Origin of the sequence: Helicobacter sp. 13S00482-2 (genome assembly GCF_002272795.1) — a bacterium.
GTDB lineage: Bacteria > Campylobacterota > Campylobacteria > Campylobacterales > Helicobacteraceae > Helicobacter_J.
Genome location: NZ_MLAT01000002.1, coordinates 72,017 through 89,974, shown reverse-complemented (window position 1 = coordinate 89,974; position 17,958 = coordinate 72,017). Strand labels below are relative to the sequence as shown.

Genomic DNA, 17,958 nt, shown 5'->3' with positions numbered 1-17,958 from the left:
ATTTTGATTGCTCTGATGATGATAATAAAATAGCTAGAATATAAAATATAAGGGGAATAGAATGTCATTTTTAGGGCTTTTAAAAAGTGGAAATAGAGAGAAAATAGAACAAGAAATCTCACAAAGATTCATCAATAATATGGAATATTTTCGTCAAACTTCCCCTGATCTTTTTGATGTATTAAAGGCCGAACCTATCGAATATAACCTTCTTTTTGATGAAAAGGGTCTGAATATCATTAATCTAAAAACCGGAGAACTTTCTTATCCCACAGCCCAGCAAGGGCATCAAATGGTGAATATTTCTGAGGAACTTTCAAACTCACCTATTGCAAATGCTAAGTGGAAAATTTATACCAATCATATTTATTTGGACAAAATGGATACATCAAAACTCCCAATCACAGGCAGGGTTTGCAATGAATTCATTGATTTGTTGCACAAACACGGAGGCATTAAAGAATATTATTTGAGTCGATCGTTTTTGCCTTCGACAAACATTTTTGGATTATTGGGTGGAATGTTTTTAGAGTTTATTAGGGAGCGAGGTGTGTTTTTTCATTCTCTACTTATTTTTGAAGAAAATGTAGATATGTTTCGAGTGAGTTGTTATTTTGTGGATTATGAAAAATTATTTGATAACGTTTCTCCAAAGAGCTGTTATTTATTTGTCAAAGATTTGATTGATAAGTTTTTTGTGCGTAGTTTTTTCTCTCAAAAAAAGATCACTAATAATTTTTTAAGACTCGAGCTTAAACTTTATTCAAGTCCAAAGTTAGATGCTTCCAAGCAAGTTATTGATGAAGAATATGCGAGTAATTCAAGAGGGTGGGGGAGTTTTGAAGATGAGATGATTGGAGTGCAAAATACTCTAAAAAATATCTCTTTTGGTTCAAATGCTTATCCTATTTTGAATCTTCCTAAAAGGGTAAATGCTCCTATTTGTGTGGTAGGAAACGGTGCAAGTTTGGATGGACTACTTCCTTTTATTAAAGAAAATCAAGACAAGATGATTATTTTTAGTTGCGGAACAGCCCTAAAACCATTGAAGGCTTATGGTATAAAACCTGATTTTCAAATCGAAATAGAGCGTATTGATTATCTCAAGGATGTTTTAAAACAAGCACCATTAGGAGATACTCCATTGCTATGTGCAAATATGACTAATCCAGAGGTTTTAGATTTAGCCAAGGAAAGCTATATTTTTATGCGTGGGGGAAGTAGTAGTGGATATTTATATGGCTCTAAAAGTGTCATAGAATTTTCTGCTCCTTTTGTTGGCAATGCGGGATTTGCTTTGGCTTGTCAGCTTGGTTCTGAGGTATTGTTGTGTGGTTTGGATTGCGGCTATATAGAAGGTGCTTCTAAACATGCTTCAGATTCTTATTATGGGGAGGAAAGTTTTGCTCTGCCTGTTGATGCTTTTAGAGTAAGAGGAAATTTTGATAAAGTTGTTTATAGCGATTCAATATTTTTGCTTTCTGCTCAAAACATCACTCAGGCTATCAGGAATTTCAATCCCAAAATGGCACTCAATTTGGGTGAAGGGGCTTATATAGATGGAGCTAGATCTACACATCCAAATGAATTGAATTTCGCAAAAATCAAAAAAAAGAAACTTATAGCTCAGATAAAATCTTATTTTACTTCCAAAACAAAAACTGCATTTAATGATATTCGTACAGATTTCTATATCCAAGAAATCTCAGATTTTAGAGATGAACTCAAGGCTATTTTAACAACCAATGTCAAAAATAAACGCGAGCTTTTTGCTCTTATTGATATTATAAATGCTACCTCTGCAAAAAAAAGTTTTTCATCTCCTTTTGTGGGAATAATGTTTGAAGGAAGCTTAGCTCATATGTCTCAGAGTTTGATGATTGCTTCTTTGCATTTAGATAAAGACGAGATAGAAGCTTTTTATATAGACGCAAAAGAGATAATCAATGAGGCACTAGATAGGATGGTGTTTAAATATCGTTTGAGCATTCCATTGGTCGAAAAATAATCCTAAAACGCCTAAAACGTTCCTTCTTTCCTTGACAAAACCTCTTGAGTTGAGTATAATTCGGCCTTCTATAAGATGTTTTTCGGGGCGTAGCGCAGTCTGGTTAGCGCACTTGGTTTGGGACCAAGGGGTCGAAGGTTCGAATCCTTTCGCCCCGACCACGCATTTTTAGATTTTTTATGGTGGGTGTAGCTCAGTTGGTTAGAGCATCAGGTTGTGGCTCTGAGGGTCGTGGGTTCGATCCCCATCTCCCACCCCATATTTGTATATTTAAATGATTAATAAAATCTTGTTTCCTGCGTTCGTAGCTCAATTGGATAGAGCACCAGACTTCGGATCTGGGGGTTATGGGTTCGACTCCCTTCGAGCGTACCACCCAGATTTTATGCGCTCGTAGCTCAGTTGGATAGAGCAACAGCCTTCTAAGCCGTAGGTCGCAGGTTCGAATCCTGCCGGGCGTACCACTTTTATATCCTATCTATTCAATCCTTCCTCTACAAATAAGATAACTTAAATCGCCGTATTTATTGCTGATAAATTGATTATAAAATAGTTAAAAGAATCAAAAATATTTCAATAAAGGACAGTGGTTGAAAAATCGCAAAGTGTTTGGATTAAAAATCTTTATGTGACACATGGAATTTTATAATTAGAATCACTAGAAAAGACTCTTAAGTAGATGCCCAAGTTAATTACTCGGATTGCTCACTTTATATCAGAAATTAAGGCTGAAGCCATAGATTTAAAACCATTATTATGAAATGATTAAAAGTATTATGAGTTTCTATTTAATTATGCAAGTAATTGAATAGGGGACAAGAGACTTTTTATTGTCTTGTATTTAGTATTTTTAAAAAGAGTAATTATCTTGCTGAAGAGGATTTGTGCTTATTGGATGGAGATATTATGATTATTGGGCGGAGTAAATAAATTATAAATATTCTATTTTTTAAATTATGATTCTTTGATTCCCTATCTTCTTATTGAAATTTATGATTTTTGTTTTTAGTCTGTTTGGATTCTAAAAATTATTTTTATAAATATATAAATATTTAATTCATTAATTACAAATAAAGTTATATAATATTACTATCAAAAGATTTAAAATAATCTATTCATAAGGATATTAGTATGAAAAAAACTGCATTATCAAAAATTGATATATTAGAGCAGGTAACTATCAATTCAAAACCATCAACTGATGTTTTATTAGAGTTACCAAAAATCATTGAAGAATGCGAGAATGCATTACAATCCAAAAATGTAGAACTTGCACAAGAACTCAAAACAAGGATATTTTTAAATTATGAGAAATATTACTACAGAGCCATGAAGGAGAATCTAGGAAAAGATTTTATTTGTGAATATGATATTTATGGACAATATAGTCCTGAGATGTTGAATATTCATCGATCTTATCGTTTAAATCATAGCAAGTTATTTGAAAATCTATCTATATTGAAAACAAAACTCTTGTCTTTAAAAAAAGTATTCGATAAAAAACCAAGTATTTTTGTGTAGCAAATTTTTATTATGTTTTTTGAGATAAAAATAAGCCACACAACACTAAAATACTCCCTATGATAATATTGTATGTGATGGACTCGCCTAGTGCGATAGAGGCTATGATAATTGAGATGACAGGAATGGTATATAGATAAGCACTTGCTTTAAGTGTTCCTAAAAGTTTCATAGAAATACCCCAAGATAAATAGCATAACGCAGAAGCAAAAACACCCAAAAATAAAAGATTTAAAATATTTTGTAGATTCAAAAAAACATCAATACTAAGATTGACTCCTTCAATCAATAAGGTTATAGAGCTAAATATAATCCCATAAAAAAATATTTTTTTAGTAATAGCTAGTGTATGAATGTTGTGATACGTTTTAAAAAGCTTTTCAAGGAATATTGTATAAAAAGACCAGCATAACCCTGCTAAGATACATAAAATATCTCCTAAAGGGTTTATTTGAATTGAATCATCGCCCTGATGGACAATACAAATTACTCCGATGAATGAAAATAAAAATCCTATGACGAAAAAGCTATTCAATGGTTTTTTGAAAAATATAAATCTCAAAATAGCTGTATAGATAGGGCTTATGCACACCAATATTCCAGCATTTGAAGCAAAAGTATATTCAAGGGCAATATTTTCTAGCAAAAAGTACAAACATACCCCGCTAAGACCGCAGAGACCAAATAGTGTTTCTTCTTTAAATGAGGTTGGTTTTAGTATTTTTGGATAAAAGATAAATAAACATATGTATGCGATAATAAAGCGAAAAATCAAAATTTCATAAGCGGTAAAAGATTCTAGCAATACCTTTGTAGAGCTAAATGTGCTACCCCAAACAAAAATGGTAAAAATAGCAAAGAGATGACCTCTTGAATTTTTCATAAATTTTTTGTACTCTCATAAATTATAGAGTGATTTATGATAGCAAAAATGCCATATTTAAATTTAATAAATTTAAATATGAGGTTTTTGCTAAAACAGTTACATGCACGAAATCATTACATCTGCGAATTCAGAGCATTTTACTTCTTTTGCACCATCCATAAGTCTTGCAAAATCGTAAGTGACCTTTTTGGATTGGATAGCTTTTTTCATAGAATCCACAACAAGATCAGCTGCTTCTAGCCATCCCATATGACGAAGCATCATTTCTGCGCTTAAGATGATTGATCCAGGATTAACCTTGTCTTGACCAGCGTATTTTGGAGCTGTTCCGTGTGTGGCTTCAAACATTGCAACGCTATCATTCATATTCGCACCAGGTGCTATTCCGATTCCTCCAACCATTGCAGCGAGTGCATCTGAAATATAATCCCCATTAAGATTCATCGTGGCAATCACATCGTATTCTGCAGGACGTAAAAGAATTTGTTGTAAGAAAGCATCGGCAATAACATCTTTGATAATAATCTCTTTTCCTGTTTCTGGATTTTTGAATTTACACCAAGGGCCATTGTCAATAGGTGTTGCTCCAAATTCTTTTTGAGCTAGTTCATAACCCCATTTCATAAATGCACCTTCGGTAAATTTCATAATATTGCCTTTATGCACAAGTGTGACTGACTCCCTATCATTATCTATTGCATATTGGATAGCTTTTCTTACAAGACGATCTGTGCCTTCTTTGCTAGCAGGTTTGATACCTATACCACTGCTTTGAGGAAATCGAATTTTAGTAACCTTCATTTCATTCATCAAGAAATCAATAATTTTTTTTACCTCAGGAGTTCCTTGTGCAAATTCAATCCCCGCATAAATATCTTCGCTATTTTCTCGGAATATGACCATATCCACTTTATTAGGTTCTTTTACTGGACTTGGACTGCCATACCATCTAACAGGGCGTAAGCAAATATATAAATCCATCATTTGACGCAAGGCCACATTAAGTGATCTGAATCCTTCTCCTACAGGAGTTGTCAAGGGTCCCTTGATAGAGACTTTGAAATAATTAATTGCATCAATGGTGTCGGGCAATAACCACTGCTGCATTGGAGTGAGAGAGCTTTCATTTTTAAATTTATTGAAACATTTTTCACCTGTATAAACTTCATACCAAGAGATTTTTCTCTCTCCTTTGTAGGCTTTTTTTATAGCTGCATCAATCACCTTTTGCATCGCAGGAGTGATATCTATCCCAATACCGTCTCCTTGAATATAAGGTATGACTGGATTATTGGGAACTTTTAAATTTCCACTTGAATCTAAAGTGATTGCTTCGCCTTCTTTTGGAAGTTGTAAGAATTTTGGATTATAGCCATTGAACTTTGACATTTTATTTCTCCTTTAAGATTGTAAAAATAATATCGCTAGTTTAGCACTAAAAAACAAAATATTGAAATCAATCGTTATTTCTAGTTTCAATCAATGAAGTTTTTAATTTTTATGTGTGAATTATTTTTAAATTTTTACCAAGAGCTGAAGCATTAGAGTAGAGATAAAAATCTTAGAATCCCTTCGAGCAACTATAGTTAAGATAGCACCTATATAAAATATTCCATAGCCAAGTTCCTTTCTTGCATGATATCGATTTATAAAGTGATAGGAATATTTTTCACTCTCAAATTTGATATTGATAAATCTCTATATCTTAAATTTTTTATGCTAAAAATAGCACAAAGCAGGAAGAAAGGTTGTAGAAAAAACGCTTGAAATTGAAGATAGCATTGCTTATTGAATATTGAGTCATATTTAGTAAATAATCACAACAATAGATAAAAGTGTCATGCCGAATGATTTTAGACATTGTGTTTTTATGAGCGAATTATTCAAACATAATGCCCTCTATATAGGTAAAAATATTCCCCACTAACATAATTCCATACAATCTTCCGTCTATTAAATTCTCTCTATAATCCTTTGAATCACACTATTAGTTATTTATAAGTAAAATGATAATACGATACTGATTGGTCGAATCTAAAAATTTAAAAAGGATTTCAAGAAATGGGAACAGTGACCTTAACTAATAATGAAACAAATGAAAAGTTTGATTTCAACCTTATTGATTGTACTAGAGGCCCAAAAGCGGTAGATTTTTCTAAACTATTTGAAACGGCAGGAATTTTTTCATATGATCCTGGGTATGGATCTACTGCAGGATGTGAATCTACCATCAGCTATATTGATGGAAAAAAAGGAGAGTTGCTTTATAAGGGACATAGAGTTGAAGATTTGGTAGCTAAGTATAAATTCACTGATGTCTGCAAACTTCTTATCAATCAAGAGTTACCAAAAGATGAAAAAGAATCTAAAGAGTTTGATTTAGAGCTAAGGCATAGAAGTTTTTTACATGAAGGCTTGATGAATCTTTTTTCTGCCTTTCCTGATGGAGCACATCCTATGGCGACTTTATCTTCAGGTGTCTCAGTCCTCTCTACTTTGTATTTTGATCACAAGGATATGGAAGATGAAGATGATTATCAAACAATGGCTCGAAGAATTATCGCAAAAATACCTACAATGGTTGCATTTTGCTATAGAAATTCCGTAGGAGCTCCCTTTATTTATCCTGATATTGAACGATCTTATGTTGAAAATTTTCTTTATATGTTGCGTGCATATCCTCATGGAAAACTTAAACAAACCATAAAGGGGGTGGAAGAAATCACCCCTTTAGAAATTGAAGCACTAGATAAAATTTTTACTCTTCATGCAGATCATGGACAGAATGCTTCTACAACTACAGTTAGAAATGTTGCTTCAACTGGTGTGCATCCATATGCAGCCATCAGTGCTGGTATTTCAGCCCTTTGGGGACCAGCACATGGAGGAGCAAATGAGAAAGTTCTTAAACAACTCAACGAAATAGGTGATGTAAAAAATGTTGATAAATTCATCGCTAAGGCTAAGGATAAAAATGATCCTTTTCGATTGATGGGGTTTGGTCATAGGGTGTATAAAAACTATGATCCTCGTGCTAGAGTACTAAAAAATTTCAAAGATGATTTAGATAAAAAAGGCATTCGTATGGATGCACATTTGAGTGAAATAGCTCAAAAGGTTGAAGAGGTTGCATTGCATGACGAGTATTTTATAGAAAGAAATCTATATCCAAATGTAGATTTTTATTCAGGCATTATTTTAACGGCATTGAAAATTCCCACACAACTTTTTACTCCAATTTTTGTTATTGGTAGAATGCCAGGTTGGTGTGCTCAGTTACTTGAGCATATCAAAAATCCTCATGCTAGAATTACACGTCCTAGACAAGTGTATCTTGGTAAATAATTTTATTATTAGGCTTGTATGAGCCTAATTTTTAACTGAAGTTTTGTATCTTTAAATTAGGATTCTTGAATGAGTTTTCTTAGAGTCATAAGTCAATTTAGTGCTAAAAATTTAGCCCTTATTGTAGTTATTTTTAGCGGTTTGGCTTTATTTTTTCCTACTTACTTTTTATTTATAAAACCTATTTTGATTAATCCTTTGCTCGGTTTGATTATGTTTGGAATGGGACTTAGCATAAAGATGCAGGATTTTAAATTACTACTCAAAAAGCCAAAAGAGGTTATTATAGGAGTGATTGCTCAGTTTGTGGTAATGCCTTTTTTGGCTTTTGTACTTGTGAAGGTTTTTGTATTGCCTGTGGAAATTGCGATTGGAGTGATACTTGTTGGATCAAGTCCAGGTGGAACAAGTTCAAATGTTATTACTTATCTTTCCAAGGGCGATGTTGCATTGTCTGTTGCTATCACTAGTTGTACAACTTTTCTAGCTCCTATTATGACACCATTACTTATATATATTTTGGCTGGAGAGAGCATACAAATAGATATGTTTGGAATGTTTTATAGTATTGTTCAGGTGGTGATTGTCCCAATAGCTTTAGGGGCTATTGTGCATAAATTTTTTCCGAATTTTGCAGATTTGATGCAAGGAGTATTGCCTTTAATTTCAACTATAGGCATCGTTGCTATCATTGTTTCAATTGTGAGCAGAAATTCTGCAAGTCTTCTTTCAAGCAGTTTTATTATTGTTTTGATTGTGGCTTTACATAATCTTTTTGGTTATTTGTTAGGTTTTATCATAGGTAAAGTGACTAAACAGCCATTGGCAAAGATAAAGGCAATTTCAATAGAAGTTGGTATGCAAAACTCAGGATTGGCTGCTTCTTTAGCTGTTACACATTTTGCAATATATCCTCTTGCGAGTCTCCCAGCTGCAATTTTTAGCGTATGGCATAATATTTCAGGAGGGATTTTGGCAAGTATTTATTCAAAAATGAAAGATTGATGATGGTTTTTGAAAAATAAATCTTAAATTTAAAGGGTTTTATAGTGTATTTATCTCTATTCTTATAACTTGAACTTATCGGTCATATTATTTCTAAATATTCTTGCCTTTATAAATAACTCATAAATCGTTTTAATCACCTCGAAAAATCTATAAATACAGATGTGTGAAATTAATAAATTATTAAATTACTAGTAAGGGCTGAATTTTGTAGATACTTTATTTAAATCTTATAGGTGGATTTGGTTTTATTCTTAGATTTATTTCTAGAAAGATACTCTTTGATTTGTTGTCCAAAACACATTTTGATGGAAAATATTCTAGTAGGAAGATATAAACATTGCATTTTATTTTGATAATTTTTAAAACGGATAATATTAAGAGGTTTATTTTATTTGAGTGTATTGATGATTGTATGAATAAATGTGAAGAATACATCTTAGAGATGGTATGGAAAAACCAAAAAAGTCTATCATGAAAGACTTGAACGAGATATTATCAAAGGCCAAAAAGCCTTTGATAATTTAAAAGGAGCATCTACCACTAGCACATTGATTTACCAAAGCACTGCTAGGGGTTCTGGCACTTCCTCGTCTGTCATCTCCCTCTCCAGTACAATTGTTCTCAGAGAATGTCACGCTAACTGGATTTGATGCAGCTCCTGTAAGTTCTAGCAGACCAACGGATGTTATATTGGCAGTTCCGCGATTACTCAAACGAAGATAAACAAGATTTGGGTCAGTTGTATCTGAAACAAAGTCTGTAAAATCAAAAAAACTCATTGAGGTATTTGTTGGGATTAGCTTTAATCCAGCAGCAGATCTTATTATTGGTAAAGCGTGTCTACCAATAGATCCATCAGGTAAGGTGTGTGTAATGAGTGCTATCCATATTGTGCCAGGACGACCTTCTATCATATTTCTAATCAAACTCATTATCTCCAATCTATTTGTAGCCAAATTTGAAAGACTCCAATTAAAACCTGGTAATACCGATTGAGTAGTAGAGAATGCAACTCTAGCAGCAATGCTATCACTAGTATCTGAAGGCGTAAGAGCTACTCCATACCAAGTGGGAGCATTTTCCATCACACCATATACGGAAGGAAATCTTTGTTGGAGTGATACGAAAGGATCAGCACTAGGAGCTGTATTGAAAAAATATCCTCCACTAGAAAGGGGTGCTCGTGGGTAGTACTCTTGTAGTTCTGCTATAATTTGATAAGTATGTAAAAGACAAGTTCCACATACACCAGCTTTAGTAGTAGTGCTGTCTGTAGAGGTAGCTATATTGTAAAGTCTTTTTCTCCATTCTTCATTTAGTTTAAAATCTGGTGGTAATGAACGTTTAACCCTAGTATTTTGTGAGGATTTTTTCCCTGGGGCAGGGCAGTATTGAAGTGTTTCTGAAAGATTTGCATTGACATAGCGAACCCAATTTTCTATATCATGAGAAAAAGAAAATTTTGACAAAGGTTTATTTGTTGTGTCGCTTTTGATATAGCTAGGCTTTACAGTATATGGAACTCCCCAGTTGGTTCCATATTGCGTGAGTCTTAAAATATTTTTTTTGTAGTCTCTAATGCCTCCTTCGTTTTGAACCATAAATGAGATATCCCAATACATATTGTCCTTATTTTTTGGGATACTATCTGAACAATAATTCCAACTCACCCAGTTCCAATCCTGTTCGTCCGTTGTGTTTGAAGTCATGCAATATAGGCTTCCAGTATTTGGATAATATTGGGCAATATGACCATTCTCAGGGTTGTAATACAGGCTAGTAGCCCGATCAGCTGCCGAACGATTATTTTCTATGTAGTAAATACCCCATTCAGAAGAATTAAAAAATATCCAAGAAAGGAGAGTTTGTGAACTTATGTTGCCTGGAGTGGCTACGGTGTTTATCCAGGTATTCATAGAAGAATCTAAGGTATGATCATAGTAATCTGAAGGATTTTTTGAAATATAAGCATACCAACCATAATCTTTGAGTCTGAATCTTTCATCAGCAGTCCAAAAAGCATTATTTTTGACAATCCATCTTTGATTAGGATCATTGATGACACAAGGCCTTAGAACTACATAATCCCAATTTGTGCTGCTGAGACTTTCTGTCACAGATGCTGGAGCGGTTATGCATAGCCAGGTATCGTTGATTTTATAAGAAATTCTTTGAAATACATCATATCTCGCAAATTTGACATTTGAAGAAGAGCAATTATCTATATAAATATAACCTTCTCCACCCGTAAATACTGGAGCATAACAATAATTTCCCTTATCGTGTGTTTTGATTCTAATGGCCTTATCTATGGGTTTATCGGTAAGTTTCTGTGAAACATCTAGATTATTTGCATATACAGGGCTTAAAAAAAGAATCCCTAGAAAAATTTTTAAAAATATGGAGTTCATTTTGATCCTTATAATGATAATTTTTATCAATAATCACTCATTTTGCAATTTATTGATAAAGTGTATTATATAATATAAAATATTATTTTTGTACCAAAAGATGCATCAAATCTATGAAGAAATTTTCATAAAATCTTGTTCCACAACTAACTATTTCTTGCTATTTTTCTTAAATTAATAAAACTATATAGATTTGCTAAGTATTTCAATATAGAAGGAAAATATTAATAATCTAAAAAATTCTATTTAATGATCTTAGATCTCATAATGAACCAAATCTTCTTATGCGAGTTTGGTAAGATTGTATGATTTCACGAAGTTCATTGGTATTAAAATCAGGCCAAAGAGTGGGGGTGAAGAATAATTCTGCATAACTTATTTGCCAGAGTAAAAAATTTGATAATCGCATTTCTCCGCCTGTGCGAATAAGTAAGTCCACATCTGGAATTTCTGAAGTGTCTAGATTTGACTCTATGAGTTTTTGAATATCTGATTCTTTTTCATAAGTTTTTTCCAATAAAATTTTTTCAAAAGCTCTTTTAATCTCATCTTTTGATCCATAATTTAGAGCCAAAATTTGAGTGAGTGCGGTGTTTGAAGAGGTGCTTTGTTCCAGATCTTTTATGAGTGTTTTTAATGGATTGCTAAAGGTTTCAATATTTCCAATTGCCTTAAATCGTATATTGTTTTGATGGTAGGTGTGGGTTTCTTGTAATAAATATTTTTCCAAACTTTTCATCAGAAAATCAACCTCAGTTTTTGGGCGATTCCAGTTTTCTGTTGAGAAGGCATACAAGCTCAGGTAAGAAATATCATTTTTTGCACACCATTTTGTTATTTCTCTGACAGTCTGAATACCTTTTTTATGGCCTTGAGTTCGTATCTTTCCTTTTTGTTTTGCCCATCTTCCATTTCCATCCATAATGATGGCTAGATGTTTTAATTGATTCAAATTTCACCCCTTGAACATTCATCTACTAAATATGCTATATGTTGCCAACCAAAACCAGTTTTATCGCTCAATCCAATCTCGCAAGTACTTGAACTTCCAAAACCTCTTTTGATTTTTTTGTCTTTATAATATTTGCTAAAACCTTCTAATGCACTTTGATTTAGTTCGGGAGTAAAAAATCCTTTATCCCCTGCAAAACCACAACAACCAGTGTTTTTATGAATATAAATTTTTCCTTTCGTGCATTTTTTTGCCAAAGTGTGCATTTTATCTTCCTGAGACATTTTTTTCCCAGCACACATTGTATAAAGTCCTATGTTTTCGTTGATGGGAGTTATTTTTAATACTGGAAGCAAGAACTCATAAATATAAACATTTAGATCATAGATGATTAAATTTTTAGATTTTAGGTTTTCTATTAAATGGTTGCTGCAGGCGGTATGATCCATAACTATGGGTATTTTTCCACTCTTGGAGAGTTTATCTAGATAGAGATAATTTTTGTTAATATTTTCTTCAGATAGTTTTTTATAATCCATAAATGCCTTTCCACAACACATAGAATCGATTTTTTCAGGATAGATGATATTTGTTTTTGTTTTAGCGCATAAAGATTCAAAGACTTCTTGAATGCTTCTTTGGTCAGGCATATTTTTTGATGGTGCAAAAGTTCGATTGATGCAGGTAGTGAAATAGATCACATCGGTATTCCCAAAGAATTTATTTTTTAATTTGTATGTATTTTGTGTAGGTAGATTTTTGCTGATTTTAGGAATCATTGTGGAAAAATTTCTGATTGAAGAATTTAGCTTTATAAGGTTATTTTCTCCTAAAATATTGGAAGTAAATTCGCTTCCTTTAAGTCCAAATCCAAGTATAGAAGTGCTGACTTTCATATGATGAAGGATTTTGTGGGCGATTTTTTCTTTCATTCCTTCTGATTTTTTAGCCCTATTTTCTAGAGCAATTTTTTCTGTAGGTATTTCTATAGGGCATAGACTTGAACACATTTTACAGGCCGCACAGGTTTTATCAACAAAATAATCAAAATCTTTTTTAAGTTCTTTTAAAATAGGAATATCTTTAGTATTGCCTGATTGAACACTCAGTTCAAGTCTTTTTATTTCCCTATAAACACCAATACGTCCTCTTGGTGTTAGGGTAAGATTTTTACTTGGACAGATTTTTTCACAAAAACCACATTCCATACAAGCATCTAAATATTCTTCAATTTCTGTGCTAGGTTTGAGATTTTTGAGGTGGATATTGGGGTTGTTTGAAATAATCACATCGGGATTAATGAGATTATTTGGATCAAAAATGTGCTTGATTTTTTTATTTATCTCATAGGCCTTTTTTCCCCACTCTAATTCCACAAAAGGAGCAATCATTCTTCCTGTACCGTGTTCTGCTTTGATGCTTCCTTTAAGATCTACAATATTTTGACTCATTTCTTTGATGAGACTTTCAAAATTTTCAAACTCATCTTTATTGCTTAATATGGGTGTTATAATAAAATGAATATTTCCACTTAGGGCGTGTCCAAAAATAATACCATTATCTTTAAAGCCATATTTTTCAAACAGCTTCTCTATCATTTTTATACCTGTTCCTAGAAGATTAATCTGAAAGCAAATGTCCTCTGTAATAACACAACTTCCCTTTCTTCTAGAACTTGCAGCGATTGGCAAAAGAGCTTTTCTTGTCTTCCACCAACTAGAATAGATTTTCTCATCATCGCTAATTAAAGGGGGTAAAACAGTGGGAATATATGAGATTGCTTTAGAGATGCTATCAAGATTATTTTGTAAAATTTGTTTGTCACTAGCTTGTGTTTGAATCAAGATACAAGCATTGTGATTTTGTATTTGATGAATAATATCAGGAATCCCCTTGAAATTTTGAACACTTTTAAGTGAGGCATAGTCCATTATTTCTGCTGATTGAATGAGTGATTGTAGATCAGCGAAGATATTGACAGCCTTAGCAGCTATCTGTATATTTTCGTAAAATAATAATGCACAAGCTTTATAAGGATAATCCTCAACGCATTCATATTCACATCCACTGATAAAGCCTAATGTGCCTTCACTGCCTATAAATAGATGTTTAATAATCTCAATGACATCAGAAAAATCTACCAAAGAATTAATGCTATAACCAGTTGTATTTTTTATTTTATACTTTTTTAAAATTATTGCTTTTAATTCTTCATCTGCTAAAATTTCTTTTCTTAATTCTAGAATTTCTTCAATCATTTTTTGATGAGTTTGTTTGAAATTTTCTACACTTTTAGCATCTGAAGTATCTAGCAATGTCCCATCTGCTAGAATCACTCGAATAGATCTGATAGTGTTATAGCTATTTTGTTTTACCCCACAGCACATACCACTTGAATTATTTGATAGAATACCTCCTATCATAGCACTAGAGATGGTTGCAGGATCTGGACCTATCTTCTTACCATAAGGCTTGAGTGCTTCATTTGCCTGTGAGCCAATTACTCCGCAGGAGAGTTTGATAAGATTTCCATCTTCTTTTACTTCGATATTTTCCCAATTATGTGTGGTAATCACTAGCACTTCATTGCTACAAGCTTGACCTGATAAACTTGTTCCTGCGGCTCTAAAAGTGATGGGGATAGTATATTTTTGTGAAAGGGCATAGATTTTTATGATCTCATCTTCATTGTAAGCTTTGATGACGAGTTTAGGAATATAGCGATAACAAGATGCGTCAATTCCATAGGCAAATCTTCTTAGGTAGTCTTCATAGACCCTTGATTTTAGATTTTTTTTGATCTCTTGTTTGAATGATTCATAATCTTGCATTGCTTATCCCTTTTTTATCCTAAAGAAAACTTCTAATTCTAGCCAATCTATTAGGAACTTTATTATTAAAAACTTATTAAAATGTCGTGATAATTTAGAATATGAGGTTATTAGAATGCAAGAAGAAAATCTCAGGAATAAAAAGCTCTTGGGCAAACATAATAAAAGCTATGCAAATCCAGTATATTTAGAAGGTTTTGATCCTCAGGATTATATGGTCATAGATATTCGTCATCCTTATGATTTTAAAGAAGGACACATACAAGGAGCAATGAACATGACAGATTTGCGTTCTATTGCTAGTATAGCTCAAAACAATAAGGATAAAAAAATCCTTCTGCAGTGCTATAGTGGTCATACTGCTTCAGTTTATGGAAGCGAACTTATAATGGTGGGGTTTGAGAATATTTATTATTTGGATGAAAATATTGCCGATTTTGAAGAATATGGGATTTTATTGCAACCTTGATTCTGAGGTGTGTAAAAGCTTCATTTTTTTAAAAGTCTGCTATAATTGACCCCCTCTAATTTTTGAAATTAATCAGGTGTATCCATATGAAGAGAGTTTTTCTTATCTTGTTTGTTTTCTTCTTGGGGTTTGTTTTCGCACAAGATGATTTGTTGGAGGCTCCAACTAAGATCATTATGCCCTCTAGTAATATTGAAAAAATTGATATTAAAAAAGCTTGGGAAAGAGCTTTGAATAATCACTCAGGAATAAGATCTTTAGAGTTTGGTGTTCAGCGTGCATCAAAGCTTAGCACCGCTACAAAACTGTCTTTTTTGCCAAGCATTGATATCAATGCATTTTATTTACATCTAGATAAACCCATCAGTATGGATATTATCAAAGATAAAACTACCCTCAATCAAATTTCATCAATCTTACCTCCAGCTTTAAGTGGATTGTTTAACACCATAGGATCCCCTATAGATCTGACCAAGCAAGATGTTATATTGGGAGCATTAAATATTGTCTATCCACTTTATGTTGGAGGTGCTAGGCTTTATGCTAGTAAAATTGCTTCTTTGGAGGCAAAAGATGCTTCAGAAGCTTATAGGCTAAAAAAATTATCTACTTTTGAGGAATTGGTCAAAATTTATTATGGCGTTGTTTTGAATGAAGAGATTGTCGAAGTACTTAAAAGTATTGAAGAAGGGCATCATACCCACTATCAAAATGCTATCAAAATGCAAAATGCAGGACAAATTGCACGAATTGAGGTTTTGAGTGCACAGGTCGCATACGATCGAGCCAAAACCAAGACTCAACAAGCTGAGGATTCTTTGCAAATCGCACAGTTGTCTTTTGATACCATTTTGGGCGTGAAAGAAGAAGAAAAATTGTTACCATCTTCAACTCTAGATATTCACACACAGAAAATATTGTTAAATTCTAATTTTTTTGTGAATCAAGCACTTGCATCTTATCCTGCACTCAAAACTTTAACAAATAAAATTCAGATCACAAAAGAATATAAAAAAATACAAATGAGCAAATTCCTTCCTCAAGTGGGACTTTTTGGTTCCTATATCATGAAAGACAATGACTCGTTACTCAATAATATGATACCTAATTGGTATATTGGGATTGGGGCAAGAATGCCTCTTATAACACCAAATGGAAGAATTCATAAGTATGAGGCTGCAAGACTTGCAGAACTTCAGGTGAATGCACTGAATACTCAAGCTATTAAAGATATGAAGTTATTAACTGAAAAAACTTACCAAGAAACAATCTCTGCTCTAAATGAATATAAAAGTTTAGATTCTAGTATTGAACTTGCAAAAGAAAATCTTAAGCTTCAGGAAGAGGCATTTAAGCAAGGGATTGCTACAAGTGCTCAAGTAATAGATGCCAGAAATGCCCTCTCAAGTGTTTTGATTGAGCAAAAGGTCGCTAGTTATCGATATGTTACTTTTTTGGCAAGTTTGATGGCTTTGAGTGGTAATTTGGAAATGTTTTATGAATATCAAAATTAAGGATATAAAAATGAATAAAAAAGTTGAATTATCTTTGATAGGAGGTCTTCTTGCACTGATTGTAATTTGGCTTTGTGTTACATTTTATAAAGCATACAGTCCTAAACCTCAAATACTTCAAGGCCAAATCAGTGCCAAAGAGTATAGTGTGAGTTCAAAACTTGCTGGAAGGATTGATGAGGTTTTTGTTAAAAAAGGCGAAAAGGTTAAGAAGGGTGATTTAATATACACCATTAAAAGTCCTGAATTGCACGCAAAACTCACACAGGCACAGGCAGGTTATGAAGCAGCTAAGGCACTTAGCAATGAAACCCACAAGGGATCTAGGGAAGAAACTATTATTTCTGCAAAAGATATTTGGCAGAGTGCTAAAGCGATGGCAAGTTTGGCAGAAAAAACCTACAAGAGGATACAGAGTCTTTATGATAATGGAGTGGTGAGTTTGCAAAAAAGGGATGAGGCTTACACTGCTTATGAAAGTGCAAAATACAATGAGAATACAGCATATCAGCAATATAAAATCGCATTAGATGGGGCAAGTTCGGAAATTAAAAAGGCGGCTTTTGAAAAAGAGCGTGTTGCAAAAGGACAGGTGAGTGAAGTTCAAGCTTATATTAAAGATATTCAAGCTTATGCACCTGTTGATGGAGAAGTGAGTAATATTCTTTTACATAGCGGAGAACTCAGTCCTAGTGGGTTTCCTGTTGCCTTGATTGTTAATATGAAACAAGCCTGGCTCAAAATCGCTGTGCCTGAAAAATATCTCAAAAAATTTGAAGTAGGTCAAAACTTTGAGGCTTATATCCCCGCACTTGATAAAAAAGCAACTTTTAAAGTTGATTATGTTTCTGTTATGGGTGAATTTGCAACTTGGAAGGCAACTTCAGCTACCAAGGGTTATGATATGAAGAGCTTTGAAATAGAAGCAAAGCCCATAGAACAGATTGAGGGTTTGCGTGTGGGAATGAGCGTTCTTGTGAGATTAGAACCAAGCAAATGATTCATTGTAAAGG

General features: G+C 33.1%; 12 protein-coding genes and 4 tRNA genes. 11 read left to right on the top strand and 5 right to left on the bottom strand.

Features of this window, described 5'->3' with window-relative positions; genetic code table 11:
- Positions 1 to 61: 61 nt before the first annotated feature.
- The 6 genes from BKH42_RS01750 (at position 62) to BKH42_RS01725 (ending at position 3,529) form a co-directional block, all read left to right on the top strand.
- Positions 62 to 2,008 carry a 6-hydroxymethylpterin diphosphokinase MptE-like protein gene (locus tag BKH42_RS01750; RefSeq protein ID WP_095294195.1) on the top strand — a complete coding sequence of 649 codons (1,947 nt, stop codon included), beginning with the start codon at positions 62 to 64 and terminating at the stop codon, positions 2,006 to 2,008.
- Positions 2,009 to 2,091: 83 nt separating this feature from the next.
- Positions 2,092 to 2,169, top strand: a tRNA-Pro gene (locus BKH42_RS01745).
- A gap of 21 nt (positions 2,170 to 2,190) precedes the next feature.
- Positions 2,191 to 2,267, top strand: a tRNA-His gene (locus tag BKH42_RS01740).
- 39 nt (positions 2,268 to 2,306) lie between these two features.
- Positions 2,307 to 2,383: transfer RNA gene (locus BKH42_RS01735), tRNA-Arg, on the top strand.
- A gap of 12 nt (positions 2,384 to 2,395) precedes the next feature.
- Positions 2,396 to 2,472: transfer RNA gene (locus BKH42_RS01730), tRNA-Arg, on the top strand.
- A gap of 667 nt (positions 2,473 to 3,139) precedes the next feature.
- Positions 3,140 to 3,529 carry a hypothetical protein gene (locus BKH42_RS01725; protein WP_095294192.1) on the top strand — a complete coding sequence of 130 codons (390 nt, stop codon included), beginning with the start codon at positions 3,140 to 3,142 and terminating at the stop codon, positions 3,527 to 3,529.
- A 10-nt stretch (positions 3,530 to 3,539) separates the two neighbouring features.
- Here BKH42_RS01725 and BKH42_RS01720 read toward each other — a convergent pair whose 3' ends face one another.
- Complete coding sequence (locus tag BKH42_RS01720; protein ID WP_095294189.1) at positions 3,540 to 4,412, bottom strand: DMT family transporter; 873 nt, start codon at positions 4,410 to 4,412, stop codon at positions 3,540 to 3,542.
- Between the two features lie 99 nt (positions 4,413 to 4,511).
- A complete protein-coding gene (gene icd, locus BKH42_RS01715; RefSeq protein WP_095294187.1) occupies positions 4,512 to 5,804 on the bottom strand; it encodes an isocitrate dehydrogenase (NADP(+)) in 1,293 nt (430 codons plus the stop codon).
- A 672-nt stretch (positions 5,805 to 6,476) separates the two neighbouring features.
- Between icd and BKH42_RS01710 the strand changes: the two genes are divergently transcribed.
- Both BKH42_RS01710 and BKH42_RS01705 read left to right on the top strand, forming a co-directional pair.
- Positions 6,477 to 7,760: a citrate synthase gene (locus BKH42_RS01710; RefSeq protein WP_095294184.1), complete on the top strand. Its 1,284-nt coding sequence runs from the start codon at positions 6,477 to 6,479 to the stop codon at positions 7,758 to 7,760.
- A gap of 69 nt (positions 7,761 to 7,829) precedes the next feature.
- Entirely contained in the window at positions 7,830 to 8,765 is a 936-nt protein-coding gene (locus BKH42_RS01705) for a bile acid:sodium symporter family protein (RefSeq protein WP_095294182.1), read from the top strand.
- Positions 8,766 to 9,289: 524 nt separating this feature from the next.
- Here BKH42_RS01705 and BKH42_RS01700 read toward each other — a convergent pair.
- From BKH42_RS01700 to BKH42_RS01690, 3 genes are all read right to left on the bottom strand, one after another.
- A complete protein-coding gene (locus tag BKH42_RS01700) occupies positions 9,290 to 11,179 on the bottom strand; it encodes a DUF1561 family protein (RefSeq protein ID WP_095294179.1) in 1,890 nt (629 codons plus the stop codon).
- A gap of 262 nt (positions 11,180 to 11,441) precedes the next feature.
- Positions 11,442 to 12,131, bottom strand: coding sequence for a di-trans,poly-cis-decaprenylcistransferase (locus BKH42_RS01695; protein ID WP_095294177.1), 690 nt, complete (start codon positions 12,129 to 12,131; stop codon positions 11,442 to 11,444).
- Positions 12,128 to 14,962, bottom strand: a complete 2,835-nt coding sequence (locus tag BKH42_RS01690; protein ID WP_095294174.1) for an FAD-binding and (Fe-S)-binding domain-containing protein — start codon at positions 14,960 to 14,962, stop codon at positions 12,128 to 12,130. The genes BKH42_RS01695 and BKH42_RS01690 overlap by 4 nt, the downstream gene beginning before the upstream one ends.
- Positions 14,963 to 15,077: 115 nt before the next feature.
- On the opposite strand from BKH42_RS01690, the gene BKH42_RS01685 reads away from it, so the two are divergent.
- The 3 genes from BKH42_RS01685 to BKH42_RS01675 all read left to right on the top strand — a co-directional run bounded on the left by BKH42_RS01685 (position 15,078) and on the right by BKH42_RS01675 (position 17,945).
- Positions 15,078 to 15,431, top strand: coding sequence for a rhodanese-like domain-containing protein (locus BKH42_RS01685; RefSeq protein ID WP_095294171.1), 354 nt, complete (start codon positions 15,078 to 15,080; stop codon positions 15,429 to 15,431).
- A gap of 86 nt (positions 15,432 to 15,517) precedes the next feature.
- Positions 15,518 to 16,945, top strand: coding sequence for a TolC family protein (locus BKH42_RS01680; RefSeq protein WP_095294168.1), 1,428 nt, complete (start codon positions 15,518 to 15,520; stop codon positions 16,943 to 16,945).
- Between the two features lie 10 nt (positions 16,946 to 16,955).
- On the top strand, positions 16,956 to 17,945 hold the full coding sequence (locus tag BKH42_RS01675; RefSeq protein ID WP_095294409.1) for an efflux RND transporter periplasmic adaptor subunit: 990 nt from the start codon (positions 16,956 to 16,958) through the stop codon (positions 17,943 to 17,945).
- Positions 17,946 to 17,958 lie beyond the last annotated feature (13 nt).

Bases quoted from the DNA above. Each gene is read 5' to 3' on its own strand.
- BKH42_RS01680 (WP_095294168.1), top strand. From the start codon at position 15,518: ATGAAGAGAGTTTTTCTTATCTTGTTTGTTTTCTTCTTGGGGTTTGTT.
- BKH42_RS01750 (WP_095294195.1), top strand. From the start codon at position 62: ATGTCATTTTTAGGGCTTTTAAAAAGTGGAAATAGAGAGAAAATAGAA.
- BKH42_RS01725 (WP_095294192.1), top strand. From the start codon at position 3,140: ATGAAAAAAACTGCATTATCAAAAATTGATATATTAGAGCAGGTAACT.
- BKH42_RS01675 (WP_095294409.1), top strand. From the start codon at position 16,956: ATGAATAAAAAAGTTGAATTATCTTTGATAGGAGGTCTTCTTGCACTG.
- BKH42_RS01700 (WP_095294179.1), bottom strand. From the start codon at position 11,179: ATGAACTCCATATTTTTAAAAATTTTTCTAGGGATTCTTTTTTTAAGC.
- BKH42_RS01705 (WP_095294182.1), top strand. From the start codon at position 7,830: ATGAGTTTTCTTAGAGTCATAAGTCAATTTAGTGCTAAAAATTTAGCC.
- BKH42_RS01685 (WP_095294171.1), top strand. From the start codon at position 15,078: ATGCAAGAAGAAAATCTCAGGAATAAAAAGCTCTTGGGCAAACATAAT.
- BKH42_RS01710 (WP_095294184.1), top strand. From the start codon at position 6,477: ATGGGAACAGTGACCTTAACTAATAATGAAACAAATGAAAAGTTTGAT.
- BKH42_RS01720 (WP_095294189.1), bottom strand. From the start codon at position 4,412: ATGAAAAATTCAAGAGGTCATCTCTTTGCTATTTTTACCATTTTTGTT.
- BKH42_RS01690 (WP_095294174.1), bottom strand. From the start codon at position 14,962: ATGCAAGATTATGAATCATTCAAACAAGAGATCAAAAAAAATCTAAAA.
- icd (WP_095294187.1), bottom strand. From the start codon at position 5,804: ATGTCAAAGTTCAATGGCTATAATCCAAAATTCTTACAACTTCCAAAA.